Below are 26,010 nucleotides of genomic sequence, written 5' to 3' on the forward strand. Positions count from 1 at the left end.
GAGGCCGCGAAGGCGGCGCTCAAGGCGGCGACCCAGCGCACTTGAGAGGGTGGTCACCTGGTCGTGAGTGGTAATTAGGGTTCTAACCCGAATTACCACTCACGACCAGCCGCGGCAGGACCGGCCGGAAGCGCGTTTTCCGGGCGCTCTACCATCGATGCCGTGCCGTTCACCAGCCTCGTCGCCCGTCTGCCGTTTCCTTCCGCTGCCGTGCAGCGGGCCGTCGGGATCGCCGCGGTCCTCGCGCAGGCGCTGATCGGCGTCACCGGGTCGATCGTGCGCGTCACCGGCTCCGGGCTCGGCTGCCCGACCTGGCCCCAGTGCGTGGCCGGCAGCCTCGTGCCGAAGCACGACTCCGGGATCGACGCGCTCAACCAGTGGATCGAGTTCGGCAACCGGCTGCTCACCGGCGTCGTCATCCTGGTGGCCGCCGTCGCGGTCGTCACGGCGTGGCGGGTGCAGATCGACCACCCGGACCGCAAGCGCCTGGTGAAGCTGGCCTGGACGATGCCCGGCGGTGTCGTGCTGCAGGCCGTCGTCGGCGGTCTCACCGTGCTCGCGAAGCTGGAGTGGTGGACGGTCGCGATCCACTTCCTCGCGACGACCCCGCTCGTCTGGCTCGCCGTCCTGCTGCTGCGCGCGTTCCGCGAAGGCGACGAGCCCCCGCGGCCGCTGGTCCCGGCGGCCGGCCGCACGATCCTGGTCCTGCTCGCCGCCGTGATGTGGCTCGTGCTCGCGGCGGGCACCACGGTGACCGGCGCCGGCCCGCACAGCGGCGACATCAACACCCACCGCCTCGACGCCCCGGTCGAGACCCTCGCCCAGGTCCACGGCGGACTGCTGGTGCTCTACCTGCTGCTGCTCGCGGTGTTCGGCCTCCAGCTGCTGCGCGCCGGCGCCCCGAAGAGCCTCTGGCGGCGCTACACGGTGGTCTGGGTGGTCGCGGTCGCGCAGGGCGGGCTCGGTTCGCTGCAGTACGCGCTGGGCGTGCCGGAGGCGATGGTGTCGTTCCACGTGCTGGGTGCGATGGCGGTCATCATCGCGACGGCGTCACTGTGGACCGGCAGCCGCGACCGTGGCCCGGTGACATCGCTGACAGCGGCGCCCCGGGAGCTCACGGCCGCCTGACGTCAACGCGGCCGTAACTCCGCGTCGGCGTGCCCGTCCCGGCCGTGTATTACTGTTCGCGCCATGACGTCGCGCACCGCGCCCAAGCCGCTGATCTCCCACCGCCGCGGCACCGGCGAGATGATCGTGCTCAAGACCTTCCTGCTGGTGCCGTTCGCGGCGCTCCTGATAGCGGTCCCGCTGGTCTGGGGCTGGGGCATGAGCTGGATCGACCTGATCCTCGCCGCGGCGTTCTACACGTTCGCGACGCTCGGGGTGACGGTCGGCTTCCACCGCTACTTCACCCACGGCGCGTTCAAGGCGTCGCGGCCCCTCCGGGTGGTGCTGGCCATCGCGGGCAGCATGGCGGTCCAGGGCTCGGTGATCTTCTGGGTGGCCAGCCACCGCCGCCACCACGCGTTCGCCGACCGCGAGGGCGACCCGCACTCGCCGTGGCTGTTCGGCACGTCGCCGTCGGCGTTGCTGCGCGGCTTCTGGCACGCGCACATGGGCTGGATGTTCGGCCGCGAGGTGACCAACGCGGACCGCTTCGCCCCGGACCTGGTGGCGGACGCGGACGTCCGCTGGGTGAACCGCTACTTCTGGCTGTGGATCACGCTGAGCCTGGCCCTCCCGGCTGTGCTGGGCGGCCTGATCTCATGGTCCTGGTGGGGCGTGGTGACGGCGTTCTTCTGGGCGGGCCTGGTGCGGATCGCGTTCCTGCACCACGTGACGTGGTCGGTGAACTCGGTGTGCCACCTGATCGGGGAACGGCCGTTCGCCAGCCGCGACAAGGCGGCGAACTTCTGGCCGCTGGCGCTGCTGTCGATGGGCGAGTCCTGGCACAACTCGCACCACGCTGACCCGACTTGCGCGCGGCACGGGGTGCTGCGGGGGCAGGTGGATGTTTCGGCGCGGGTGATCTGGGCGTTCGAGCGGTTCGGGTGGGCGACGGATGTTCGGTGGCCGAGGGCTGATCGGCTGGCCGCGAAGCGGGCCACGAGTCCGTAGGGGTCCGGCCGACGCCCAAGCAACGTCGGTCATCGTTCAGCATCACTCAACCGGCCACTTGAAGAAGATCCCGTACTCCTCACGCGGTTGGCACGGTTCTTCGAAAGTGTGCTCCACGAAGCCGTCGCCGACCTCGAGGAGATGGCGATCGCCGTCCGGTGGTCGTCTCAACCGTTCGGGTTCGGTTTGCTCCGCATACCACCAGCAGGCATCGGGCAGGCACTGAGGATCGCAGTTCACCTGCACCGTCAGTCCGGCGATGGGCCGGCCGTGGTCATCGAAGGCTCCTGGCGCGATGCCGTGGTGATCCACAACCACGCCGATCCATCGCTTCCAGTCTTCGGGGTCGTCGTCCCAAGTCTCGGAAACGAAGTGATGCCGGTCTCCCCGGCGAAGCACCTTCGGGAATTGGAGCCGCGCCGGGGCCGGCGGCCCGGCACGCGGCGTCGAGAGGCGGCAAGCCCAGATCGCCTTCACCGGCAATTCGGAAAGGTCGGCGGTCCGGCCGGCCGACGCCAGGACGTCGAACCCGTCGACTCCGTCTTCGCGGGCGACGACGTCGCGTTCCGTCATGCGCCGAGAGACCTGCCGGCGATGCATGACCACTCTGACGAGCATGCGTTCCACGAACACCGGTTGCGCGCCGGGCGACGGTGCCCGGAATCGCGATCCGCCACCACTTCGCCGATCCGAGGAAAGACGGCGAGGTGGCTGCTCCGCGGCTCTCCGGCCGATTTCGGCGTAGCCCTGCCACGCCCGGCCGTCTTGCCGCAACAACTCGAGCTTCTCCGCCAAACAGTCCGCCAGTTTGCCGACTGCCCGCCGCCAAGCCTTGTGCATGGGCGTCGTCGTGGTCGGCCGCGGATCACCGAACACCCCCGGAAGTCCGGCCAACTGGTGGAACCGGTCATCGAGCGTCGCCTTCCACCCCGTCTCGGCTGCCGGAACGGGCGGCAACCGGAAAGCGGCCATCAGCGTGCAGCGGCGACGCGATGTCTCGGCCGAGCCCAGTTTGCCGATCTCGTCGACCATCAGTCCCCACACTGCGAAGGCGAGCGATTCCGACTCAGCTGCCTCCAGAGACGCGGTCGGTTCGACCAAACAGCCGAGGGCGACTGCCGACCCACTCGCCGGTTCTTCGATCGCGTAGCGGAGAAATCTCGGCGGCGTACCGTCCTTGCGAGTCGCGAGCCACCGCAAAGCGACCTCGATGTCCGCTCGCGCCGGCGATCCACCGGCGAGCGGGCCGTCCGACCGGATGGCCACGGTCTCCTCCGCTTCGTCGCGGGAGCAGGGCAATGATCGACATGTCCTCGGCAAGGACAGACGATGACCCGAACGGAACCGACAACCGACCGACGACGAAAGACATCTGTCGGACACGAATGACCACGCCCGGCACAGCACCCCGTCAGCCACCATCTATCCGAGGTGTCCTAGTACACCACGGAAGGGGTGTCACGGTGACGGAGAAGAAGACGGACAAACTTGCCCCAGACCGGCTCGCGGGGAAAACGATCAAGACCGGTCTCACCGGGATCGGCGGGCTTTACCTGGTCACCGGGTCGCTGACCGTCACGGCGATAGGAGCCGTGGTCACGGTGGCACTGGCCCTCGCGCCACGAGCCGGCCGGTGACTACGCCAGCTGCTGCCGCACCGCGGACGCGAACCGCGTCGCCGCCGCCGGGTCCGTCTGGCGGAAGCCCAGCGATGGCTCCGTCAGCTCCAGCTCCAGCAGCAACGGCTTGCCGTCCGCACCCCGCACCAAGTCGACCCGCGCGTACAGCAGCTCCGCCCGCAGGATCCCCAGCAACGCCGATGCCGCGTCCAGGACGTCCTCCGCCAACGCCACCGCGTCGGACGGTGGCTCGGCCTTGTCCAGCTGCTCGGTCAGGTACAGCCCCGACGGGTCCATTGTGGAACCGAGCATCGCGCCCTTCGCGAACGCGTGGGAATAGACCCCGCCGAAGTACACCAGGGCCAGCTCACCTTCGCTGTCCACACTGGACTGATACGGCTGGATCAACGCGGTGTGGCCCTCCGCGTGCAGCGCGGCCACGTGCGCCGAAGCGTCAGCGCCCGCCGCGAACCGGGCCGCTCCGCGGGAACCCGCACCCACCGAAGGCTTGACCACGAACTCCGACGACGGGAACCGGGCCGGGGAGTCAGGCGAGGCCAGCGAAGTCGGCACCACCGCCAGACCCGCGTCCAACAGTTCCACCAGGTACGACTTGTCCGTGTTCCACCGCACCACGGACGCCGCGTTGAACAGCGACGGGACCGACTCGCACCAGTCCAGGAACTCCGCCCGCCTCGAGTCGTAATCCCAGGTCGCGCGCAGGATCACCGCGTCCGCCGAGGAGAAGTCGAACGACGAGTCCCAGGGCGCCCACGAGACCGAAAAGCCCAGCGCAGCCAACGCAGGTACGACAGCGTCGTCGTCGCCGTCGCCCGATGGGAGCTCCGCGCAGCTGACCAGGACCGCCGTGGGGCTCACTTGCCCGCCATCTTCCTGCGGTGCTCCGGGCCGATCTTCGTCTGGTTGACCGTCTCCGCGTCCCACGTCGCCGGTGCGAGGTCCTCGACGGCCTCGATCAGGGCCTCGCCGGTCGCCGCCGAAGGCACCACGACGTCGCCGAGAGCGCCATCCGCGCCGACCAGGACCACGCGGGCTCCGGCCCGGCCGATGTTCTCCACCACCGCGCGGGAGGGCTTGCCGTGCGCCTTCACGAACTTGCGGGCCGCGGCCAGCTGCGCGCTGGTCGGCGCAACGACGGTTTCTTCTGAAGTCACGTCCCGAACGATAACCAACAAGCCGCCGGAACGCGGAACAGCGTGGCCTCGGCCATAGTTGCACCCGGGAGAACCGACCCGAGGAGGACCCATGCCCACCGCAGTACAGGTGACGAAGACCGGCGGCCCGGAAGTGCTCGAACCGGCCGAAGTGGACGTCCGCGCCCCGGAGGCCGGCGAGCTCCTGGTCGACGTCGCCGCGGCCGGGGTCAACTACATCGACACCTACCAGCGCCAGGGCATCTACCCGATGGAACTGCCGGTCGTGCTCGGGCTCGAGGGTGCCGGCACGGTCGTGGAGGCGGCCGACGGCACCGGCTTCGCGCCCGGCGACCGCGTCGCCTGGCAAGGGTCGATCGGCAGCTACGCGGCCCGCAAGCTCGTCCCCGCGTCGGTCGCCGTGCGGGTCCCCGAAGGCGTCTCGCTCGAGACCGCCGCCGCGACCATGCTGCAGGGCATCACCGCGCACTACCTGGTCGCTTCGACCTTCGAGGTCAAGCCGGGCCACGACGTGCTCGTCCACGCGGCCGCGGGCGGCGTCGGCCTGCTCCTGGTGCAGCTGGCGAAGGCGCGCGGTGCCCGCGTCATCGGCACCGTGTCGACCGAAGAGAAGGAAAAGCTGGCCCGCGAGGCCGGCGCCGACGAGGTCATCCGCTACGACCGCGACGACTTCGCCAAGCGCACCCGCGAGCTGACGAACGGCGAGGGCGTCGACGTCGTCTACGACGGTGTCGGCAAGGACACCGTCGACGGCAGCCTGGCCAGCCTGAAGGTCCGCGGCCTGCTCGCGCTGTTCGGCGCCTCCAGCGGCCCGGTCCCGCCGATCGACCCGCAGCGCCTCAACTCCGGCGGCTCGCTGTACCTGACCCGCCCGACGTCCGTGCACTACACGCGTACGCGCGAGGAGATCGACTGGCGTTCGAAGGAGCTGTTCGACGCCATCCTCGCGGGCGAGCTGAACGTCCGCATCGGCGGCAAGTACCCGCTGGCCGACGCCCGCAAGGCCCATGAGGACCTGCAGGCCCGCCGCACCACCGGCAAGCTCCTGCTCATCCCCTGACCCGAGCGCCCCAAGGCGGCCTTGGTTGCGTCTCACGCACCGAAGGCCGCCTTGGGTGCGTCTGACGCACCGAAGGCCGCCTTGGGGCGCTTGGGGTCACGCGGCGGCGACGGCCACGGCGTCGGTGACGAACACCAGCGTCTCGTTCGGCTTCATGCCGTTGCCGCCGTCGCCGTACGCGAGGTCCGGCGGGATGATCAGCAGCCGGCGGCCGCCCTGCTTGATGCCCGTCAGGCCCTGGTCCCAGCCGGGGATGACCTCGCCCGCGCCCAGGTTCAGGTCGAACGTCTTGCCGCGGTCGAAGGAGCTGTCCAGCTTCTGCTTGTCCGACCAGGTCACCAGCAGGTAGTTCATCTTGAGCTTCTGCCCGGCCTTGGCCGGCTCGCCGGTGCCCTCGGACAGGTCCTTCGTGACCAGCTTCTTCGGCGGGTCGCAGTCGTCCGGGACGGTGATCGTCGGCACCTCGCCGAACTTGCCCGTCGTCTTGACGTCGTCCGCGGTGCACTCGCGGCCCTTGCTCTGGGGCGCCTGCGGGGCGCTGGACGACGGAACGGGCGGTCCCGCCGGGGCGGCCGTCTGGGTCTTGGGGGTCTGGCCGCACGCGGCCAGCGACAGTGCCGCCGCGGCGACGACCACGATCTTCCCGATGTTCTGCATGCCGGGCACCCTAGCCAAGCACGGAGAGTGCCGGAACATCGTCACCGGTCCGGACCACGCCGAGCCGCCGGGTCGCCCTGGTCAGGGCCACGTACAGGTCGTTGAGGCCCCGCGGCGAACCCGCGACGACCTCGTCCGGCGCGACCAGCACCACCGAGTCGAACTCCAGTCCCTTCGCCCGCTCGACCGTCAGGACGCTCAGCCGCTCGCCGTTCCCCGCGAGCAACGCCGAAACCGCGTCGAACCGGGCCGCGGGCACCAGCACCGCCACCGTGCCGCCGTCCACTTCGGACAGCTCACGCGCCACCAGTCCGGGCAGCTCCGCGTCCACCGAAACCGGCCGCACCGACCACGGCGGTACGCCGGTCTCCCGCACCGACGACGGCACCGACAGCTCCGGGGAGACCTCCGCGAGCACCCGCGCGGCGACGGCCATGATCTCGGCGGGCGTGCGGTAGTTCACGGTCAGCTGTTCCAGCCGCCAGCGGTCCTCGACGTACGGCGAGAGCACCTCGCCCCACGACCGCGCCCCGCCCGCCGCGCCGGTCTGGGCCACGTCGCCGACCAGCGTCATCGACCGGTTCGGCGTGCGCCGCATCAGCAGCCGCCAGTCCATCGCCGACAGCTCCTGGGCCTCGTCGACGATCACGTGCCCGAACGTCCAGGTCCGGTCCTGCGCGGCCCGCTGGGCGGCGGTCAGCTCGCTGCGCTCCTGCTGTCGTTCGGCGAACAGTTCGGCGTCGAGGACGTCGGAGACGCGCAGCAGTTCCTCGTCGATGATCTCTTCGTCCTGCTCGAGGATGTCGAGCACGCCCTCGGCGTACGCACGGTCCTCGCGCTCACGACGTTTGCGCTCGACGCGGGCCTCGGTGTCGTCGACGCCGATCAGCTCGGCCAGCTCGTCGAGCAGCGGGACGTCGGCCGGCGTCCATTTCGCGTCGCGGCCGCTTTCCAGCAGGGCGCGATCGTCCGGGGACAGCAGCTTCCCGGCGGCCTGCGCGAGGCGTTCGCGGTCGGCGAACAGGTCGTCGAGCACGCCTTCCGGGCTCAGCACCGGCCACAACGAGTCGATGGCCGCGGAGACGTTCTCGTCCGCGGCCAGCTCGGCGCGGATGTCGGCCAGGTCCTGGCCGTCGAGGAGGTCGTCCCCCAGTTTCCGGGCGGCCTGGCGGGTCAGCGCGTCGAGGACGTCGGAGACGAACAGGCGCCGCGCCGGGTTGTGCGGGCGCCGCGAGCGGCGAGCCCGGGTGCGTGCTTCGGTGCAGGTCTTGCGGTCCAGCCGCAGCACATCGTGCTCGTACTCGATCTCCAGGACCGGCTCGGGCACGCGCTGGCGGTCGCGGACGGCGTTGGCCAGCACCTCGGCCAGCACCAGCCGGCCCTTGACCTCGATCGTCTCGCGCGGCTCCACGCCGTCGGCGGTCAGGCCGGGGTAGAGCTGGCCGACGGTGGCGAGCAGCACGCCGGTCTCGCCCAGCGAAGGCAGCACCTGGCCGATGTAGCGCAGGAAGGTGCTGTTCGGGCCGACGACGAGCACGCCGCGGGTGGTGAGCTGCTGGCGGTGCGTGTAGAGCAGGTAGGCCGCGCGGTGCAGCGCGACGGCGGTCTTGCCGGTGCCGGGGCCGCCCTGCACCACCATCACGCCGCCGAGCGGGGCGCGGATGATGCGGTCCTGCTCGGTCTGGATGGTCGCGACGATGTCGCTCATCTCGCCGGTGCGCCGCTGCTCCAGAGCGGCCAGCAGCGCGGCTTCGCCGGCCAGGCCCAGGTCCTGGCCCTGGTCGGCGGCGGTGAGGTCGAGGATTTCGTCGTCGAGGCCGGTGACCTTGCGGCTCAGCGACCGCAGGTGCCGGCGCCGCCGCACTCCGTCGGGCGAGGCGGCGGTGGCCAGGTAGAACGGCCGCGCGACCGGTGCCCGCCAGTCGACCAGCAGCGGCCGGTAGTCGTCGTCGGAGTCGAACAGCCCGAGCCGGCCGATGTAGGTGGTTTCCTCGGCGCTCTCGGGCACGAAGTCGAGCCGTCCGAAGGCCAGGCCCTGCTCGACGGAGCCGAGCTGGGCGAGCCGGTCGGTGTAGAGCGTCGTGGCGACGTCGCGCTCGGTGCGGGCCTGCGGGGTGCCGCCGGTCTGCCGCAGCGTCTCGTCGAGGCGGCGCTGGGCTTCGAGGCGCTCGGCGTCGAGCTTTGCGTAGAGGGTGGTGACGTACGCCTGCTCGCGGGCGAGCTCGGCGCCGAAGTCGGTGGGGTCGTCCGAGGAGACGGACAAGAGCATCCTGCTTTCGCCTCAAGGGAAAAAGAGCCAGTGAAGTGTAACGGCGGCCGCCGCGCGATCATTCCGTCCGCAGGTCGCAGTAGGGAAAGACCTCACCACCGGGCGGCACGGCGGCCGGCAGTTCCCGCTCGCCGGGTGCGCACGAGACGCTTTCCGGCGGCACCTGTGCACCCCCGGTGATGCGCCCGGACGGGTCGCGGAACAGCACGGCGGCGCCGCGGCCGGTCAGCGCGCGGCAGTTCCCGGAGCGGTAGCGGACCCCTCCGGGGACGACGGTGGCGGTCACCGGGCTGAAGCCGCCCAGCGCCTCGGGCGCGATCCAGACCACCGGGCCGAGCGTGGGCCGGTCGAGCACGACGCCGACCCGCTGTCCCGGGGTGAGCACCGGCACCTCGACGGTCCGGGAGCCGGACGTCACCGGGATCCGGTACGCGGCAAGAGTGCTGGTGTTCTCCAGCACCGCCGCACCCGGCCCCTGTTCGGCGACCCGCACGCTGCCGCCGTCGGGAGCCGGTCCGGGGACCGCGGTGATCCGGTTCGGGATGGCGCAGCCGCCGGTGAGCAAGGTTTCGTCCAAGGCCGGCAGCTTCCCGCGGCCGAGCAGGGCCAGCAGCGCGAAAACGACGATCGCGACCGCGGCGGCACCGATCTTCTTGACCATCCGGCGGCCTCAGGGAATTCCGGTGCTCGAGCTCGCGACGCGGTAGAGATCGCCGGCCTGCCCGTAGTCCGCCCCGGCGACCACGTAGACCATGATCCGCGCCGCCGGCTGCCAGTAGGTGCGTATTTCGTCCGGGTACGGCACCTCCACCAGCGGCACATCGCGAGCGGCGAGCAGCGCGGCGACCTCGTCGAACGTCACCGGCCCGGGGAAAACGCCGTAGCGGTCGCGGATGACGCGGTTGACCGTCTCCGGGCCGCCGGACCGAAGCCGGTGCGCCTGCACCGAGAAGTGGGTCCCCGCCCAGCGCCCGCCGGCCCGCTCCCAGAAGAACTCGACCAGGCCGTGGTCGCGCCCCAGGAAGCGTCTCGAACGGTTGTCGCCGTAGTGGTCGCCGAACAGCTCCGCCACCTGCTCGGGCGACCAGGTCCGGTCAGCGCCGAGCACGGTGCCGGACTCGACGACGTCCGCGAAGAACGCCGCCGGGCTCAGAACGGCAGGCCGAGGGTCGGCAGCCCGATGGCCGAGTCCACCGCCAGCGCCACGAACACGATCATCAGGTACGTGTTCGACCGGTGGAACAGCGCCATCGGCTTGGTCTCTTCGCCGCGCCGCACCGCCGCCTGCAGGCTGTGCGCGTAGAAGAGGAACCAGCCGCCCGCGAGGATCGCGAAGGTGCCGTACAGCCACGACGTCACCGGGAGCAGCAGCAGCGTCCACGCCACCATCACCCACGAGTAGATGACGATCTGGCGGGCGACGTGCTGGGCGGTGGCGACCACCGGCAGCATCGGGACGCCGGCGCGCTCGTAGTCGTCGCGGTACTTCATGCCCAGCGCCCACGTGTGCGGCGGGGTCCAGAAGAAGATCACACCGAACATCACGAACGCCGGCCACTGCACGGTGCCGGTGACGGCCGCCCAGCCGATCACCACCGGCATGCAGCCGGCCGCGCCGCCCCAGACCACGTTCTGTGACGTGCGCCGCTTGAGGCCGAGCGTGTACACGAAGATGTAGAAGAGGATCGTCGCGATCGCCAGGATCGCCGAAAGCAGGTTGACCGTGAGATAGAGCACGACGGCCGAGGCGACGCCCATCACCAAGCCGAAGACCAGCGCGCCACGGCGGGGCACCGAGTCCTTGACCAGCGGACGGCGCTTCGTGCGGTTCATCACCTTGTCGATGTCCGCGTCGATCACGCAGTTGAGCGCGTTCGCGCTGCCCGCGGCCATCGTCCCGCCGACCAGCGTGGCCAGGACCAGCCACGGCGAGGGGATCTGACGGCCGGCGAGGAACATCGCCGGGATGGTGGTCACCAGCAGGAGCTCGATCACCCGCGGCTTCGCCAGCGCGGCGTAGGCGCCGACGACCCGGCGGATGCTTCGCCGGTCACCGTGCGGTCGCTCACCGGTCGGGTGCACGGCGCTGGTGTCTTCACTGCGTCCGTGCGCAGCGTTCACCGGCGACATTTCACTCCCTGCGTCAGGTTCGATGGGCCCCAGCTCGGTTAGGCGTGGTGGAACCGAGGAACCCGCCGGACTGAACCCTGAACCGATGTTAGACGTGGTGAATCCCGTGGGTGATCGCGGGTCCTCGACCGGCCGAAGCACTAGGCTGGCCGCGACGGGCCGCGATTGCCCCTGCGCATGGCCGCGAGCAGGAATATCGTCCCTTCGGGATCGATTGAGATAGTAGCCGTGCGTACGGGTAACCGGAACGAGCAAGACCAGCCGCAACCATCATGACCGGGAGTTGGAGTTCAGTGTCCGAAACCGCCACTACCAGCGAGAACAACCCACTCCTCCGGCGCAGCACGCCTGCTGACTGGACCGACACCGACACCCGCGCCGTGGACACCGCCCGGGTGCTCGCCGCGGACGCGGTCGAGAACTGTGGCAGCGGCCACCCCGGCACCGCGATGAGCCTGGCACCGCTGGCCTACACGCTCTTCCAGCGCACGCTGCGTCACGACCCGAACGACCAGCACTGGCCGGGCCGCGACCGGTTCGTGCTGTCGGCGGGCCACTCGAGCCTCACGCTCTACATCCAGCTGTTCCTCGCCGGCTACGGCCTCGAGCTCGAGGACCTCAAGCAGCTGCGCAAGTGGGGCTCCAAGACCCCCGGCCACCCGGAGTACCGCCACACCGACGGCGTCGAGACCACCACCGGCCCGCTCGGGCAGGGCCTGGCGAACGCCGTGGGCATGGCGATGGCCGCCCGCCGCGAGCGCGGCCTGCTGGACCCGGACACGGCGCCCGGCGAGAGCATCTTCGACCACCACATCTACGCCATCGCTTCCGACGGTGACATCGAGGAGGGCGTGACCGCCGAGGCCTCGTCCATCGCGGGCCGCCAGGAGCTGGGTAACCTGATCGTCTTCTGGGACGACAACAAGATCTCGATCGAGGACGACACCAACATCGCGCTGTCCGAAGACACCGTGAAGCGCTACGAGGCCTACGGGTGGCACACCCAGGTCGTCGAAGGCGGCGAAGACGTCGTCGCGATCGAAGAGGCCATCGACAACGCGAAGGCCGAGACCGGCCGCCCGTCCTTCATCGCGGTGAAGACCGTGATCGGCTACCCGGCCCCGAAGAAGATGGGCACCGGCAAGGCGCACGGCGCCGCGCTGGGCGCCGAAGAGGTCGCCGCGGTCAAGAAGATCCTCGGCTTCGACCCGGAGCAGTCGTTCCAGGTCGAGGACGACGTGCTCAAGCACACCCGCCAGGCGCTCGAGCGCGGCCGGGCCGCGCACGCGGAGTGGAACGAGAAGTTCGAGGCGTGGGCCGAGGCCAACCCCGAGCGCAAGAAGCTCGCCGACCGGCTGTCCACGCGCACGCTGCCCGAGGGCTTCGCCGACAACCTGCCGAAGTGGGAGCCGGACGCCAAGGGCGTCGCGACCCGCAAGGCCTCCGGTGAGGTGCTCAACGCCCTCGCCGACCCGCTGCCGGAGCTCTGGGGCGGCTCGGCCGACCTGGCCGAGAGCAACAACACGACGATGAAGGGCGCCGACTCGTTCGGTCCCGAGAAGGCCTCCACCGACATGTGGCAGGCCAACCCATACGGCCGGACGCTGCACTTCGGCATCCGCGAGCACGCCATGGGCTCGATCCTCAACGGGATCGCGCTGCACGGCGGCACCCGCCCGTACGGCGCGACGTTCCTCATCTTCTCCGACTACATGCGCCCGCCGGTCCGGCTGGCCGCGCTGATGAAGGCGCCGGTCACCTACGTCTGGACGCACGACTCGATCGGCCTCGGCGAGGACGGCCCGACGCACCAGCCGATCGAACAGCTCTCCGCGCTGCGCGCGATCCCGGGCCTCAACGTCGTCCGCCCGGCGGACGCCAACGAGACCGCGTACGCGTGGAAGGCGGTCCTGGAGGACATCCACCACCCGTCCGGCCTGGCGCTGACCCGCCAGAACGTGCCGGTGCTCGAGGGCACCAGCGCCGAAGGTGTCGCCAAGGGCGGGTACGTCCTGGCCGACTCCGACGGCACCCCGGATGTGGTGCTGATCGGCACCGGCTCCGAGGTCCAGCTCGCCGTCGAGGCGAAGAAGACCCTCGAGGCCGACGGCGTCAAGGCGCGCGTCGTCTCGATGCCGTGCGTCGAGTGGTTCGACGCGCAGGACGCGGCCTACCGCGAATCCGTCATCCCGGCCGGTGTGAAGGCCCGCGTGTCCGTCGAGGCGGGCATCGCCCAGTCGTGGCACCGCTTCACCGGTGACGCCGGGGTGAACGTTTCGATCGAGCACTTCGGCGCCTCCGCCGATGCCGCCACACTGTTCCGTGAGTTCGGGTTCACCGCGGAAGCAGTCGTCGAGGCGGCCCGCCGCTCGATCGCCAACACCAAGAACTGAAGGGACTGAAGCAGCAATGAGCACCGACAAGCTCGCGCAGCTGTCCGAGGCCGGCGTTTCGATCTGGCTGGACGACCTTTCGCGTGAACGCCTCAACACCGGCAACCTGGCCGCCCTGATCCGCGACAAGCACGTCGTGGGCGTGACGACCAACCCGACGATCTTCGCCAACGCGATGTCCAAGGGCGACGCCTACGACGAGCGGACGCGAGAGCTCGCCGCCCAGGGCGCCGACGTCGAGGCGACCATCCGCGACCTGACCACGACCGACGTGCGCAACGCCGCGGACCTCTTCCGCGACGTCTACACCGCCACCAACGGCGTCGACGGCCGCGTCTCGATCGAGGTCGACCCCCGCCTGGCCAAGGACTCCGACAAGACGGTCGTCGAGGCGCAGGACCTGTGGAAGACCGTGGACCGGCCGAACGTGCTGATCAAGATCCCGGCCACCGAAGAGGGCCTGCCGGCCATCACCAAGACCCTGGCCGAGGGCATCAGCGTCAACGTCACGCTGATCTTCTCCGTCGAGCGGTACAAGAAGGTCATCGAGGCCTTCTTCGCGGGCCTGGAGCAGGCGAAGGCCAACGGCCACGACCTGCGCGGCATCCACTCGGTGGCGTCGTTCTTCGTGTCCCGCGTCGACACCGAGATCGACAAGCGCCTGGAAGCCATCGGCACCGACGAAGCCCTGGCCCTGCGCGGCAAGGCGGCCGTCGCCAACGCGCGGCTCGCCTACGCGGCCTTCCAGGAGTTGCTCGCCACCGACCGGTGGAAGGCCCTCGCGGCCGACGGCGCCCACGCGCAGCGCCCGCTGTGGGCGTCCACCGGTGTGAAGAACCCGGACTACTCCCCGACGCTGTACGTCGACGACCTGGTCGTCAAGGACACCGTCAACACGATGCCGGAGAAGACCCTCGACGCGGTCGCCGAGAGCTCCGAGCTCAAGGGTGACCAGGTCACCGGGCGCGCCGCCGAAGCGCAGGAGGTCTTCGACAAGCTCGAGGCCGTCGGTATCGACATCACCGACGTGTTCCTCACGCTGGAGAACGAGGGCGTCGAGAAGTTCGAGAAGTCGTGGACCGAGCTTCTGGAGACGGTGCAAGGGCAGCTCGAGCAGGCGAAGGGCTGACGCACCACATGACGACAGGTGAGAAGACCGGCGTCGAGATCGTGGACGCCGCACTGGCGGAGCGCGCCGCGCCGCTGGCCGAGCGGCTGGTCGCCGACCAGGCCGCGTCGAAGCTGGCGGCGCAGGACGCGACGCTCTGGGGGCCGGACGCCGAAGCCGAGGCGTCGATCAGGCTGTCCTGGACGACGCTGCACAAGTCGTCGCGGCCGCTGATCGGCGAGATCGAGGCGCTGCGGACCGAACTGCGGTCCGAAGGCGTCGACCGCGTCGTCCTGGCCGGCATGGGCGGCTCGTCGCTGGCGCCGGAGGTGATCACCGGCACCGAGGGCGTCGCGCTGACCGTCCTCGACACCACCGACCCGGGCCAGGTCGCCGACGCACTCGCCGGTGACCTCGAGCGCACGGTGATCGTGGTGTCGTCGAAGTCGGGCGGCACCGTCGAGACCGACAGCCACCGGCGGATCTTCGCGAAAGCGTTCACCGACGCCGGGATCGACGCGGCCCGGCGGATCGTGGTCGTCACCGACCCGGGCTCGCCGTTCCAGGAACTGTCCGAAAAGGAGGGATACCGCAAGGTCTTCCTCGCCGACCCGCACGTCGGCGGCCGCTACTCGGCGCTGACCGCGTTCGGGCTCGTCCCGTCCGGGCTCGCCGGCGCGGACGTCGCCCGGCTGCTCGACCAGGCCGCTTCGGTGGCCGACGAGCTCGCCGCGGATTCGGCGGACAACCCGGCGGTCAAGCTGGCCGCCGCATGGGCCGCCGCGCACGAGGCGGGCGCCGAAAAGGTCGTCCTGGCCGACACCGGTTCGGGCATCAAGGGTTTCCCGGACTGGGCCGAGCAGCTGATCGCCGAGTCCACCGGCAAGCAGGGCACCGGCCTGCTCCCGGTCGCGGTCGAGGGCCCGGAAGCACCCGGCTTCGGCGACGCCAAGTCCGACGCCACGCCCACCGCGGTCGGCAGCCCGAAGGGGGCGGCGAAGATCGCCGTCACCGGCTCGCTCGGTGCGCAGTTCCTGCTCTGGGAGTTCGCCACGGCGCTGGCCGGCCGGCTGCTCGGGATCAACCCGTTCGACCAGCCGGACGTCGAAACCGCGAAGAAGGCGGCCCGCGCGCTGCTGGACGACCCGGAGAAGCTGAAGGGCGGCGAGGAACCGTCCAACGTGGACGGTCCGGTCGAGATCTTCGGCAGCGACGGGGTTTCCACCGAGGGCAGCCTGACCGACGTGCTGCGCGCGTTCTTCGCTTCGGCGCCGGACGCGGGCTACATCGCGGTGCAGGCGTACCTCGACCGGCTCGACGACGCCTCGACGGCAGTGCTGCGCGGCGAAATCGCCAAGCGCACCGGGCTGCAGACGACGTTCGGCTGGGGCCCGCGGTTCCTGCACTCCACCGGCCAGTACCACAAGGGCGGGCACCAGAACGGCGTCTTCCTGCAGCTGACCGGCGCGGTCGAGCGGGACCTCGACGTGCCGGACCGGCCGTACACGCTGGGACAGCTGCAGCACGCCCAGGCCCTGGGTGACGGCCAGGTGCTCGCCGAGCACGGCCGCCCGGTGCTGCGCCTGCACCTGACCGACCGGGCCGCGGGCCTCGCGGCCGTCGCCCGCGCGGTACAGGAGGGGGCCGCATGACCTGGAGCAACCCCCTGCGCGATCCGCGGGACAAGCGGCTCCCGCGCATCGCCGGGCCGTCCAGCCTGGTGATCTTCGGGGTCACCGGCGACCTGGCCCGCAAGAAGCTGATGCCCGCCATCTACGACCTGGCCAACCGCGGGCTGCTGCCCGCGGGCTTCTCGCTCGTCGGGTTCGCCCGCCGCGACTGGGAGCACCAGGACTTCGGCGAGCTCGTGCACGACTCGGTCAAGGAGCACGCGCGGACGCCGTTCAAGGAGTCGGTGTGGAACCGGCTCGCCGAAGGCATCCGGTTCGTCCAGGGCACCTTCGACGACGACGACGCCTTCGACCGGCTCGCGCAGACGATCAAGGACCTCGACGAGGAACGCGGCACCGGCGGCAACACCGCGTTCTACCTGTCGATCCCGCCCGGCGCGTTCCCGGTGGTGACCAAGCAGCTGGCCCGGTCCGGGCTGGCGCACGCCGACGAGAACACCTGGCGGCGCGTCGTCATCGAGAAGCCCTTCGGCCACGACCTGAAGAGCGCCGAAGAGCTGAACGCGATCGTCAACGACGTCTTCCCCGAGGAGTCGGTGTTCCGCATCGACCACTACCTCGGCAAGGAGACGGTGCAGAACATCCTGGCGCTGCGCTTCGCGAACCAGCTGTTCGAGCCGATCTGGAACGCCAACTACGTCGACCACGTGCAGATCACCATGGCCGAGGACATCGGCCTCGGCGGCCGCGCGGGGTACTACGACGGCATCGGCGCCGCCCGGGACGTCATCCAGAACCACCTGCTGCAGCTGCTGGCCTTCACCGCGATGGAGGAGCCGCTGTCGTTCGAACCGCGGGCCCTGCGCGCCGAGAAGATCAAGGTGCTCTCGGGCACCAAGCCGGTCGAGCCGCTGAGCAAGACCACCGCGCGCGGCCAGTACGCGGGCGGCTGGCAGGGCGGCACGAAGGTGCCCGGCCTGCTGCAGGAAGAGGGCTTCGCGAAGGACTCGAAGACCGAGACCTACGCCGCGGTGACCCTCGAGGTGCAGAGCCGCCGCTGGGCCGGGGTGCCGTTCTACCTGCGCACCGGCAAGCGGCTCGGCCGCCGCGTCACCGAGATCGCCGTCGTGTTCAAGCGGGCGCCGCACCTGCCGTTCGACTCGACGTCGACCGAGGAGCTGGGGCAGAATGCCCTGGTCATCCGGGTCCAGCCGGACGAGGGCATCACGCTGCGGTTCGGCTCGAAGGTGCCGGGGACCACGATGGAGGTCCGCGACGTCACGATGGACTTCGGGTACGGCCACGCGTTCACCGAGTCCTCCCCCGAGGCCTACGAACGCCTGATCCTCGACGTCCTGCTCGGCGAGCCGTCGCTGTTCCCGGTCAACGAAGAGGTCGAGCTCTCCTGGAAGATCCTCGACCCGATCCTGGAGAACTGGGCCAAGGAAGGGGCGCCGGAGCAGTACCCGCCGGGCACGTGGGGCCCGCCGTCGGCGGACGAAATGCTGGCGCGCACCGGCCGGAAATGGAGGCGCCCGTGATCATCGACCTGCCGTCCACCACGACTTCGGCACTCAACAAGAAGCTGGTGGAGATCCGCGAACAGGGCGGCCAGGTCGCGCTGGGGCGCGTCCTGACGCTGGTGATCGTGGCCGACGACGACGCCAAACTCGAAGAGGCCATCGAGGCGGCCAACGGCGCGAGCCGCGAGCACCCGTCGCGGGTGATCGTGGTGGCCAAGGGCGCCCGCACGGCCGCCCCGCGCATCGACGGCCAGATCCGGGTCGGCGGCGACGCCGGCGCGAGCGAGGTCATCGTGCTGCGGCTGTACGGCCAGCTCGTCGGGCAGGGCCAGAGCGCGGTGGTGCCGCTGCTGCTGCCGGACGCGCCGATCGTGTGCTGGTGGCCCAGCGCCGGTCCGAAGGACCCGGACAAGGACCCGCTCGGCGAGCTGGCCCAGCGCCGGATCACCGACTCGGCCGCGGAGAAGAACCCGGTCAAGGCGCTGACCACGCGGGCAAAGGCGTACGCCGAAGGCGACACCGACCTGGCCTGGACGCGCCTGACGCACTGGCGCGCCCAGCTCGTCTCGGCGCTGGACCTGCCGCCGTACGAGAAGATCACCGCCGCGACGGTGACCGGCGAGGCCGACTCGCCGTCGACCGAGCTGCTGGCCGCGTGGCTGGCCGAGTACCTGAAGGTGCCGGTCAAGCGGGTCAAGAGCTCGGGCGCGGCCGGGATCATCTCGGTGACGCTCGACCGCAAGTCGGGCCCGGTGGAGCTGCACCGCCCGGACGGCCGCGTCGGCACGCTGACCCAGCCGGGACAGCCGACCCGCCGGATCGCCCTGCAGCGGCGCAGCACGCAGGACTGCCTGATCGAGGAGCTCCGCCGGCTCGACCCGGACGAGGTCTACGAGGCGGCCCTGCACGGCCTGGGCAAGATCACGTCAGGCACGAACGGCAAGACGGGAGCGCCGCCCAAGGCGGACGTGACGTCACCGGCCACGGCGGCCGGCTCGGCTGCGTCGGGTTCCTCGGCTGCTTCGGCTGCGTCGGGTGCTTCGGCTGCGTCGGGTGCCAAGAAATGAGCAAGACGGAAGTCGTCGTCTACGCGAACCAGGACATCCTGGCCGCGGCGGCAGCGGCTCGCCTGGTCACGCGGCTGGTGGACGTCCAGGCGGCCAAGGGATCGGCGTCGCTGGTCCTGACGGGCGGCGGCACGGGCATCGCGGTGCTGTCGGAGCTTCAGGCGTCCTCGGCCCGCGACGCGATCGACTGGTCGCGCCTGGACATCTACTGGGGCGACGAGCGGTTCGTCCCGGCGGATTCGGACGAGCGGAACGAGAAGCAGGCGCGCGAGGCGCTCCTGGACCACGTCCCGCTGGACCCGAAGCGCGTCCACGTGATGGCGCCCTCGGACGGTGAGTTCGGTTCCGACGTCGACGCGGCGGCCGCGGCTTACGCCGACGTGCTGGCGGCGCAGGCCGGCCCGGAGGACCACGGCGACGTGCCATCGTTCGACATCATGCTGCTGGGTATGGGCGGGGAGGGGCACACGGCCTCGGTGTTCCCGGAGTCCCCGGCCGTGTACGAGACCGAGCGGTCGGTGGTGGCGGTGCGGAACTGCCCGAAGCCGCCGCCGACGCGGATTTCTCTGACACTGCCGGCGATTCGGCGGGCTCAGGACGTGTGGCTGATGACGGCCGGTGAGGCGAAGGCGGACGCCGTGGCGTTGGCGTTGGCGGGGGCTGGTGAGGTGCAGCTGCCGGTGGCCGGCGCTCGCGGGCACCGGCGGACGTTGTGGCTGCTGGACCGGGCTGCGGCGGGCAAGCTGACGAAGGTTTATCAGCCGCCAACGGCTTGAGCGTGTTGTTCGGTGAAGGCCTCCTGCTGCGGCAGGGGGCCTTCACTCGTTCCGGTGGGTGCGCCGGGTCGCGAGGTCGGGCTTCGCTGGTCACCGAAGCGGGCTCACTCGGTCCGCCAGCCGCGCTGCAAGCGGGCTCACTCGGTCCGCCAGCCGCGCTGCAAGCGGGCGAAGATCTCCTCCGCCGCCCGGCGCGGGTGCGGGTCCGCCTGGATCAGCTCGCGGGAGGCCAGCGCGAACCGGGCCAAGGCCGCGCACGCGACGTCCCCCTCCGGGGCCCCCATTTCCTCCGCGATCGCGCGGGCGAGCGTCGTCTCGTGGCGCATCCACATCCGCCTGGCGTAGTCGCGCAGGGCCGGCTCGCTCTCGATCAGCCGCAGGAACTCGCCGCTCGGGGCGCCTTCGGCGAGGCGCAGGATGTGCTTGCGCAGGGCGTCCACGACCGAGTGGTTCGGCGGCCGCCCGTGGACCGCCAGGACGAGCGCCGCCTCGATGTCTTCGTCCTGGTCGAACACCAGGGCTTCCTTGCTGGGGAAGTACTTGAACAACGTCGTCACCGAGACGTCCGCGGCGTCCGCGACCTCCTTCACCCCGACCTGGGCGTAGCCGCGGGCGAGGAACAGCTCGAGCGCGGCGTCGGCGAGGGCTTTGCGGGTCTGCGCCTTCTTGCGCTCGCGGCGTCCGATCACTTCGGTCATGAGGCAAAGTCTAACTCACTCCAAAAGTTGAGTCGTTGCACTTTTTGAGTGACTATGCTTTCTTAGTGACATGACCTTTCCTCGTATCGCGATCGCCGGCGCCGGCCTCGGCGGACTCGCCTGCGCCCGCGTCCTGCAGCTCCACGGCCTCGACGTCACCGTCTTCGAACAGGAACCCGCCGCCGGCGCGCGGCCGCAGGGCGGAACCCTCGACATGCACGCCGACACCGGCCAGGTCGCCCTCCGCACCGCCGGCCTGAACGAACAGTTCCGTACATTGGCGCGGCCCGAGGGCCAGCAGATGCGCGGACTCGACCCGCACACCGCCGAAGCCGTCTTCGACGAGTCCCCCGCCGAAGGCGACGACTCCCGGCCCGAAATCGACCGCGGCCAGCTCCGCGGCATCCTGCTGGACTCCCTGTCCCCCGGCACCGTCCAGTGGGGCCGGCCGGTCGAGGATGTCACCAAGGCCGGCGCCCGGCTGACGTTCGCCGACGGCACATCCCAGGACTTCGACCTGGTCGTCGGCGCGGACGGCGCGTGGTCCCGCGTCCGGCGTGCCCTCACCGGCGTCCGGCCGGAGTACAGCGGCGTCACGTTCGTCGAGTTCGGCCTCGACGACACCGACCGCCGCCACCCGGCCCTGGCCGCGCTGACCGGCCAGGGGACGATGATGACGAAGGCCGGCGGGCAGGCGCTCGTCGCGCAACGCACCAGCAACGGCCACATCCGCTGCTACGCCACCTTCTACGCCCCCGAAGACTGGGCCGCCGGCCTCGACTTCGCCGTCACGGACGCGGTGCGCGACCACCTGCTCGAGCGCTACGCCGGCTGGCACCCGGACCTGCTCGCGTACCTGCGGGAGCACGACGGCGGGTTCACGCACCGGCCGCTGCACGTCCTGCCGGTCCCCCACGCCTGGACGACCACGCCCGGACTCACCCTGCTCGGCGACGCCGCGCACCTGATGCCGCCGCTCGGCGTCGGCGCGAACCTCGCCCTGCTGGACGGCACCGAACTGGCGACCGCGCTGGCCACGACCTCCAGCGTCGACGAAGCGGTCCGGACGTACGAGGCCGGCATGCTGCCGCGGTCGATCGAGATGGCGAAGGCCTGCTCGTCCGGGCTGCACGACCTGCTGAGCGACGACCTCCGGTCCATGGCGGCCTGAGAGCTGTGCACCAAAAGCGACCACACGTGGGTAACATGATTCCCACGATGTGGTCGTCTTGGCACACACTGGGAGACAGAGTTCCCACACTCGGTAGCACCGTTCGCCGGCTATCCGCCGAACGGCCCAACCGGTTACGGAATCCGGACGCCGGAGCGCCGCACACGGGTGAAACTAACCGTCTCCGTACGCGACCTCGTTAGCATCCGCACATTTGTCTGCCGCTGCGCGTCCCGATCGGGCCCTGAGCGCCTCTCACCACCAAGTCCACAAGACGAATGGGGTCGCCAGCGATGAGTACAGAGGGACTCTCGATTCCAGGCATCTCGATCGCCGGCTCGGGGCCATCGGCCGCCGAGCGGGTGCGCAAGCGCGGCCTGAGCCTGTTCGGCTCGGTGCCCCGCCCCGCTGTGGTCACGTTCGCCATCGAGGCGGCCGCGGTCATCCTGGCCGTGCTCGACGTCTGGCTGGTCATTCCCGAGAAGGCCCAGCCCTATTCGATCTGGCTCTCCGGCGCGGCCTGCCTCGCGGTGGTGTTCCGCCGGAAGTTCCCGTTCCTCGCCGTGCTCGTCGCGGTCCCCGGCTTCCTGGCCGGCTGGGCGCAGCTCGCGTCGATGATCACGCTCGGCATGCTCGCCACCCGCCGTCAGCTGCACTGGCAGGTCTGGGTCGGGGCCGCGCTGGTGTGGACCTGCCGGTTCGTGCAGTGGCCCCTGGAGGACTTCGCCGAGCTGAGCTGGCGCGAGCACATCCTCGACGGCATCTACGGCGTCCTGGTCGCCGGCATGCCGATCGCGATCGGCCTGCTCATCGGTGCCCGCACGGAAGTTTCGAACAAGCTCGCCGAGCTGGCCACGAGCCGCGACCGCGAGCGCCGCTTCCACGCCGACGCCGTCCGCGCCGAGGAACGCGCCCGGCTGGCCCGCGAAATGCACGACGTCGTCTCTCACCAGATCACGCTGATCGCCATGCAGGCCGGCGCGCTCCAGGCCCAGACCACCGACGACCGCGCACTGGAGACCGCGCAGGTCATCCGCATGCTGTCCAAGCGGACGCTGGAGGAACTGCGGTCGCTGGTCAGCGTCCTGCGAGCCGGGTCGGACGACGACGGCCCGCGGCCGGGGATCAACGAGCTCGACCGGCTGATCCGCACGTCCGACGTCCCGGTGCACCTGACGGTGGAGCACCTGCCGGAGGCGCTGCCCAACCAGGTGTCGGCGGCGGCGTACCGGACGGTGCAGGAATGCCTGACGAACGTCCACAAGCACGCCCCGGGCGCGACGGCGACGATCCGCATCCAGGGTGAGCACGGCGCGCTCAAGATCGAGGTCCGCAACGAGCGCGCGAACCGTCCGGCGGAGGGGTTGCCGTCGGGCGGCCACGGCCTGACCGGCCTGGCCGAGCGGGCCCGCCTGCTCGGCGGAAGCTTCGAGACCTCAGGCATGGAGGACGGCGGCTTCCGCGTACGGGCGCGGTATCCGCTGGACCGCTGACCTCCGGCCCCCGGTATCCAGCCTACCGACAGTCACCGACAGTTCCGGACCGCTCGCAGCCTCCGCCGGACGTGATTGGAGGGTCGACACGCGTGATTGGAGGGTCGACACGCGTGATTGGGCAACCATCGCGATGATGCCCCTCCAGTCACGCATGATGCCCGGCTGATCACGCTTGATGCCCCGTCAATCACGCGTGATGCCTTGCTGGTCACGGGGGTCGGCTGCGTGAGGGCGCGAAAAGCCACCTCGAGGGGTTCGCTTCCCTCGGGGTGGCCTTGTCGATCGAACCGCTAGAGGATTTCCCGGCGCTTGCGCAGGCGGTCGAGCGCCTCCGCCAGGATGGCCTCGCCGTCGGCGTCGCTGCGCCGCTCCTTCACGTAGGCCAGGTGCGTCTTGTAGGGCTCGGTCCGCGGCGCGGCCGGCGGGTTCTTCTCGTCCTGCCCGCCCGGGAGCCCGCAGCGGGGGCAATCCCACTCGTCGGGGATCTCCGCGTCGAGCGCGAACGACGGACGAGCCTCGTGCCCGTTGGCGCACCAGTACCCGACCCGGCGTCGCGGCGCCGATTCACCTCGTTCCGATTCGCCCGTAGGACCGGCACCCACCCGGGTGCCTCGAATCGCGTTACCGCCAACCATGAATCCTCACACCTAGGAATCGGCGGCGCGCCCCCCAATAGGCACGCCGAATCGCTGCGCCCCGCCGCCGTAACCCGGTCGCGGCCGACGACGGAACGCCGGACGCCTCACACCTTGAGCAGCAGACCCAGGCCCACGATGCTGATCAGCCAGACCGCGCCCAGCAGCAGGGTGATCCGGTCGAGGTTCTTCTCGGCCACGCTCGACCCGGCCAGGCTCGACTGCATCCCGCCGCCGAACAGCGACGATAGGCCACCGCCCCGGCCGCGGTGCAGCAGCACAGCGACCACCAGCAGGACGCTGGAGACGATCAACAGGATTTGCAGGAACAGCTTCATGTCATCCTCTGGGCTCTAGGAGAATGCAGGGGTACGGCATGGTCGTTTCCGACCTCCACCGTACCCCTGGACTCGTCCACTGCTGTGTGACGGACCGGATACACAGGTTACCCGGTCGTGGCCTCGATCAGGGCAGCGGCCCGCCCGCGGCGAGTGCACAGAGTTTCGTGAACTCCTCGCCGTCGAGGCTCGCTCCGCCGACCAGGGCACCGTCGATGTTCTCGCAGCCCACCAGTTCGCTGATGTTGCCCGACTTCACCGATCCCCCATAGAGCACCCGGACGGACGAAGCGACCTCGTCGCCGTACTTCTCCAGGAGGGTGGCCCGGATGGCCTTGCAGACCTCTTCGGCGTCGGCCGACGACGCGACCTTGCCGGTGCCGATCGCCCAGACCGGCTCGTACGCGACCACCACGCCGGCGACCTGCTCGGCCTTGAGGCCCTTCAGCCCCTCGATCAGCTGCGTCGTGGTGTGGTGGATGTGCTCGCCGGCCTCGCGGACCTCGAGCTTCTCCCCGATGCAGAGGATCGGCGTGATGCCGTGCTTGAGCGCGGCCTTGACCTTCTTGTTGACCAGCTCGTCGGTCTCGGCGTGGTACTCGCGCCGCTCCGAGTGCCCGACGGCGACGAACTTGCAGCCCAGCTTGGCAAGCATCAGGCCCGAGATGTCGCCGGTGTAAGCGCCCGAATCCTGCGGCGCGATGTCCTGCGCGCCGTAGGTGAGCGACAGCTTGTCGCCGTCGACCAGGGTCTGCACGCTGCGGATGTCGGTGAACGGCGGCAGCACCGCCACGTCGACCTTCGCGTAGTACTTCTCCGGCAGGGCGAAGGCGATCTTCTGGACGAGCGCGATCGCCTCGAGGTGGTTCAGGTTCATCTTCCAGTTGCCGGCGATGAACGGCTTGCGTGCCACTAGTTCTTCTCCTCCAGGGCGACGTTCTCCAGAGCGGAAACGCCCGGCAGTTCCTTGCCTTCGAGGTACTCCAGGGAGGCACCGCCGCCGGTGGAGATGTGCGAGAAGCCGTCTTCGGGCAGGCCCAGCTGCCGGACCGCGGCGGCCGAGTCGCCGCCGCCGACCACGGTGAACGCGTCGCTCTTCACGAGCGCCTCCGCGACGGCGCGGGTGCCGCCGGAGAACGCCTCGAACTCGAACACGCCCATCGGGCCGTTCCAGAACACGGTCTTGGCGTCGGCCAGCTTGCCCGCGAACAGCTCGCGCGAGCGCGGGCCGATGTCGAGACCCTGGCGCTCGGCCGGGATCGCGGTGGCGTCGACGACCTCGTGCTCGGCGTCGGCCGAGAACTCCGTCGCGGCCAGCACGTCGACCGGCAGCACCAGTTCGACGCCGCGCTTCTCCGCTTCGGCGAGGAAGCCCTTGACCTGGTCGAGCTGGTCGGCCTGCAGCAGCGACTGGCCGACCTCGTGGCCCTGGGCCTTGAGGAAGGTGTACGCCATGCCGCCGCCGATGAGCAGCCGGTCGACCTTGGTCAGCAGGTTCGCGATGACGCCGAGCTTGTCGGACACCTTCGCGCCGCCGAGCACGACCACGTACGGCCGCTGCACGTCGTCGGTCAGCTTCTTCAGCACTTCCAGCTCGGCCAGCACCAGGCCGCCCGCGTACGCCGGGAGCACCGACGCGACCTCGTAGACCGAGGCCTGCTTGCGGTGGACGACGCCGAAGCCGTCGGAGACGAACGCGCCGCCCGGGACGAGCGCGCCCAGTTCGGCGGCCAACTCGGAGCGGTCCGCGGCGTCCTTGCTGGTCTCGCGCGCGTCGAAGCGCACGTTCTCCAGCAGGACGACACCGCCGTCGGTGAGGCCGGCCGTCAGCGCCTTCGCGGACTCGCCGACCACGTCACCGGCCAGCGTGACCTCGGCGCCGAGCAGCTCCGAAAGCCGCTTCGCGACCGGAGCCAGCGTGTACTTCGGGTCCGGCTCGCCCTTCGGACGGCCGAGGTGCGCGGTGACGACGACCTTCGCGCCCGCGCCGGCGAGCTTCTCGATCGTCGGCAGCGCGGCGCGGACCCGGCCGTCGTCGGTGATCCGGGACCCGTCGAGCGGGACGTTCAGGTCGGACCGCACGAGTACGTACCGGCCCTGAACGCCCTCGCTCAGCAGGTTGTCGAGGTTCTTGACGCTCATCCGT

General features: G+C 70.4%; 25 protein-coding genes. 12 read left to right on the forward strand and 13 right to left on the reverse strand.

Features of this window, described 5'->3' with window-relative positions:
* The first annotated feature begins 162 nt into the window (after positions 1 to 162).
* Positions 163 to 1,128: a COX15/CtaA family protein gene (locus ACLJQF_RS19080; protein WP_410610362.1), complete on the forward strand. Its 966-nt coding sequence runs from the start codon at positions 163 to 165 to the stop codon at positions 1,126 to 1,128.
* Positions 1,129 to 1,191: 63 nt separating this feature from the next.
* Positions 1,192 to 2,118 (forward strand): acyl-CoA desaturase, encoded by a 927-nt coding sequence (locus ACLJQF_RS19085; protein ID WP_410610364.1) that lies wholly within the window; start codon positions 1,192 to 1,194, stop codon positions 2,116 to 2,118.
* 42 nt (positions 2,119 to 2,160) lie between these two features.
* On the opposite strand, the gene ACLJQF_RS19090 is transcribed toward ACLJQF_RS19085, so the two are convergent.
* Complete coding sequence (locus ACLJQF_RS19090) at positions 2,161 to 3,384, reverse strand: hypothetical protein (RefSeq protein ID WP_410610366.1); 1,224 nt, start codon at positions 3,382 to 3,384, stop codon at positions 2,161 to 2,163.
* Positions 3,385 to 3,581: 197 nt separating this feature from the next.
* Here ACLJQF_RS19090 and ACLJQF_RS19095 point away from each other — a divergent pair, with 197 nt between their 5' ends.
* Positions 3,582 to 3,755, forward strand: coding sequence for a hypothetical protein (locus ACLJQF_RS19095; RefSeq protein WP_410610368.1), 174 nt, complete (start codon positions 3,582 to 3,584; stop codon positions 3,753 to 3,755).
* Here ACLJQF_RS19095 and ACLJQF_RS19100 read toward each other — a convergent pair whose 3' ends face one another.
* Complete coding sequence (locus tag ACLJQF_RS19100) at positions 3,756 to 4,616, reverse strand: RimK family alpha-L-glutamate ligase (RefSeq protein WP_410610370.1); 861 nt, start codon at positions 4,614 to 4,616, stop codon at positions 3,756 to 3,758.
* Positions 4,613 to 4,912: a hypothetical protein gene (locus ACLJQF_RS19105; RefSeq protein ID WP_410610372.1), complete on the reverse strand. Its 300-nt coding sequence runs from the start codon at positions 4,910 to 4,912 to the stop codon at positions 4,613 to 4,615. The genes ACLJQF_RS19100 and ACLJQF_RS19105 overlap by 4 nt, the downstream gene beginning before the upstream one ends.
* Positions 4,913 to 5,003: 91 nt before the next feature.
* Between ACLJQF_RS19105 and ACLJQF_RS19110 the strand changes: the two genes are divergently transcribed.
* The gene (locus ACLJQF_RS19110; protein ID WP_410610373.1) at positions 5,004 to 5,972 is read left to right on the forward strand and encodes a quinone oxidoreductase family protein; all 969 of its coding nucleotides are present in this window, start codon (positions 5,004 to 5,006) and stop codon (positions 5,970 to 5,972) included.
* Between the two features lie 96 nt (positions 5,973 to 6,068).
* On the opposite strand, the gene ACLJQF_RS19115 is transcribed toward ACLJQF_RS19110, so the two are convergent.
* The 5 genes from ACLJQF_RS19115 to ACLJQF_RS19135 are packed head-to-tail and all read right to left on the reverse strand — an operon-like array spanning position 6,069 to position 11,028.
* Complete coding sequence (locus ACLJQF_RS19115) at positions 6,069 to 6,629, reverse strand: FKBP-type peptidyl-prolyl cis-trans isomerase (RefSeq protein WP_410610374.1); 561 nt, start codon at positions 6,627 to 6,629, stop codon at positions 6,069 to 6,071.
* A 10-nt stretch (positions 6,630 to 6,639) separates the two neighbouring features.
* Positions 6,640 to 8,898, reverse strand: a complete 2,259-nt coding sequence (locus ACLJQF_RS19120) for a HelD family protein (RefSeq protein ID WP_410610376.1) — start codon at positions 8,896 to 8,898, stop codon at positions 6,640 to 6,642.
* A 58-nt stretch (positions 8,899 to 8,956) separates the two neighbouring features.
* Positions 8,957 to 9,559: a hypothetical protein gene (locus ACLJQF_RS19125; RefSeq protein ID WP_410610378.1), complete on the reverse strand. Its 603-nt coding sequence runs from the start codon at positions 9,557 to 9,559 to the stop codon at positions 8,957 to 8,959.
* 9 nt (positions 9,560 to 9,568) lie between these two features.
* A complete protein-coding gene (locus ACLJQF_RS19130) occupies positions 9,569 to 10,006 on the reverse strand; it encodes a hypothetical protein (RefSeq protein ID WP_410610380.1) in 438 nt (145 codons plus the stop codon).
* A 41-nt stretch (positions 10,007 to 10,047) separates the two neighbouring features.
* A complete protein-coding gene (locus ACLJQF_RS19135; RefSeq protein ID WP_410610382.1) occupies positions 10,048 to 11,028 on the reverse strand; it encodes a heme o synthase in 981 nt (326 codons plus the stop codon).
* A gap of 293 nt (positions 11,029 to 11,321) precedes the next feature.
* Here ACLJQF_RS19135 and tkt point away from each other — a divergent pair, with 293 nt between their 5' ends.
* Genes tkt through pgl form a run of 6 tightly spaced genes read left to right on the forward strand, consistent with a single transcriptional unit; the run spans position 11,322 to position 19,526 of the window.
* Positions 11,322 to 13,421, forward strand: a complete 2,100-nt coding sequence (gene tkt, locus ACLJQF_RS19140) for a transketolase (protein ID WP_410610384.1) — start codon at positions 11,322 to 11,324, stop codon at positions 13,419 to 13,421.
* 16 nt (positions 13,422 to 13,437) lie between these two features.
* Positions 13,438 to 14,550 (forward strand): transaldolase, encoded by a 1,113-nt coding sequence (gene tal, locus ACLJQF_RS19145; RefSeq protein WP_410610386.1) that lies wholly within the window; start codon positions 13,438 to 13,440, stop codon positions 14,548 to 14,550.
* An 8-nt stretch (positions 14,551 to 14,558) separates the two neighbouring features.
* Positions 14,559 to 16,181: a glucose-6-phosphate isomerase gene (locus tag ACLJQF_RS19150; RefSeq protein WP_410610388.1), complete on the forward strand. Its 1,623-nt coding sequence runs from the start codon at positions 14,559 to 14,561 to the stop codon at positions 16,179 to 16,181.
* Positions 16,178 to 17,701 carry a glucose-6-phosphate dehydrogenase gene (gene zwf / locus ACLJQF_RS19155; RefSeq protein WP_410610390.1) on the forward strand — a complete coding sequence of 508 codons (1,524 nt, stop codon included), beginning with the start codon at positions 16,178 to 16,180 and terminating at the stop codon, positions 17,699 to 17,701. Before ACLJQF_RS19150 ends, zwf begins: the two co-directional genes overlap by 4 nt.
* On the forward strand, positions 17,698 to 18,750 hold the full coding sequence (opcA, locus tag ACLJQF_RS19160) for a glucose-6-phosphate dehydrogenase assembly protein OpcA (RefSeq protein ID WP_410610391.1): 1,053 nt from the start codon (positions 17,698 to 17,700) through the stop codon (positions 18,748 to 18,750). The genes zwf and opcA overlap by 4 nt, the downstream gene beginning before the upstream one ends.
* Positions 18,747 to 19,526 carry a 6-phosphogluconolactonase gene (pgl, locus tag ACLJQF_RS19165; RefSeq protein WP_410610393.1) on the forward strand — a complete coding sequence of 260 codons (780 nt, stop codon included), beginning with the start codon at positions 18,747 to 18,749 and terminating at the stop codon, positions 19,524 to 19,526. The genes opcA and pgl overlap by 4 nt, the downstream gene beginning before the upstream one ends.
* Before the next feature lie 137 nt (positions 19,527 to 19,663).
* Here the strand turns inward: pgl and ACLJQF_RS19170 are convergent, their stop codons facing one another.
* Positions 19,664 to 20,224, reverse strand: a complete 561-nt coding sequence (locus ACLJQF_RS19170) for a TetR/AcrR family transcriptional regulator (protein ID WP_410610395.1) — start codon at positions 20,222 to 20,224, stop codon at positions 19,664 to 19,666.
* A gap of 70 nt (positions 20,225 to 20,294) precedes the next feature.
* On the opposite strand from ACLJQF_RS19170, the gene ACLJQF_RS19175 reads away from it, so the two are divergent.
* The gene (locus ACLJQF_RS19175) at positions 20,295 to 21,395 is read left to right on the forward strand and encodes an FAD-dependent oxidoreductase (protein WP_410610397.1); all 1,101 of its coding nucleotides are present in this window, start codon (positions 20,295 to 20,297) and stop codon (positions 21,393 to 21,395) included.
* A gap of 293 nt (positions 21,396 to 21,688) precedes the next feature.
* Entirely contained in the window at positions 21,689 to 22,888 is a 1,200-nt protein-coding gene (locus tag ACLJQF_RS19180; protein WP_410610398.1) for a sensor histidine kinase, read from the forward strand.
* A 293-nt stretch (positions 22,889 to 23,181) separates the two neighbouring features.
* Here ACLJQF_RS19180 and ACLJQF_RS19185 read toward each other — a convergent pair whose 3' ends face one another.
* The 4 genes from ACLJQF_RS19185 to ACLJQF_RS19200 form a co-directional block, all read right to left on the reverse strand.
* Entirely contained in the window at positions 23,182 to 23,526 is a 345-nt protein-coding gene (locus ACLJQF_RS19185; protein WP_285990045.1) for an RNA polymerase-binding protein RbpA, read from the reverse strand.
* 107 nt (positions 23,527 to 23,633) lie between these two features.
* Positions 23,634 to 23,864, reverse strand: coding sequence for a preprotein translocase subunit SecG (gene secG, locus ACLJQF_RS19190; RefSeq protein WP_003071471.1), 231 nt, complete (start codon positions 23,862 to 23,864; stop codon positions 23,634 to 23,636).
* 127 nt (positions 23,865 to 23,991) lie between these two features.
* Positions 23,992 to 24,777 (reverse strand): triose-phosphate isomerase, encoded by a 786-nt coding sequence (tpiA, locus tag ACLJQF_RS19195; protein WP_410610400.1) that lies wholly within the window; start codon positions 24,775 to 24,777, stop codon positions 23,992 to 23,994.
* Positions 24,777 to 26,006 (reverse strand): phosphoglycerate kinase, encoded by a 1,230-nt coding sequence (locus ACLJQF_RS19200; RefSeq protein ID WP_410610402.1) that lies wholly within the window; start codon positions 26,004 to 26,006, stop codon positions 24,777 to 24,779. The genes tpiA and ACLJQF_RS19200 overlap by 1 nt, the downstream gene beginning before the upstream one ends.
* Positions 26,007 to 26,010: the final 4 nt, after the last annotated feature.

The sequence above is a fragment of the Amycolatopsis sp. lyj-109 genome, from assembly GCF_046548995.1.
Taxonomy (GTDB): Bacteria; Actinomycetota; Actinomycetes; order Mycobacteriales; family Pseudonocardiaceae; genus Amycolatopsis.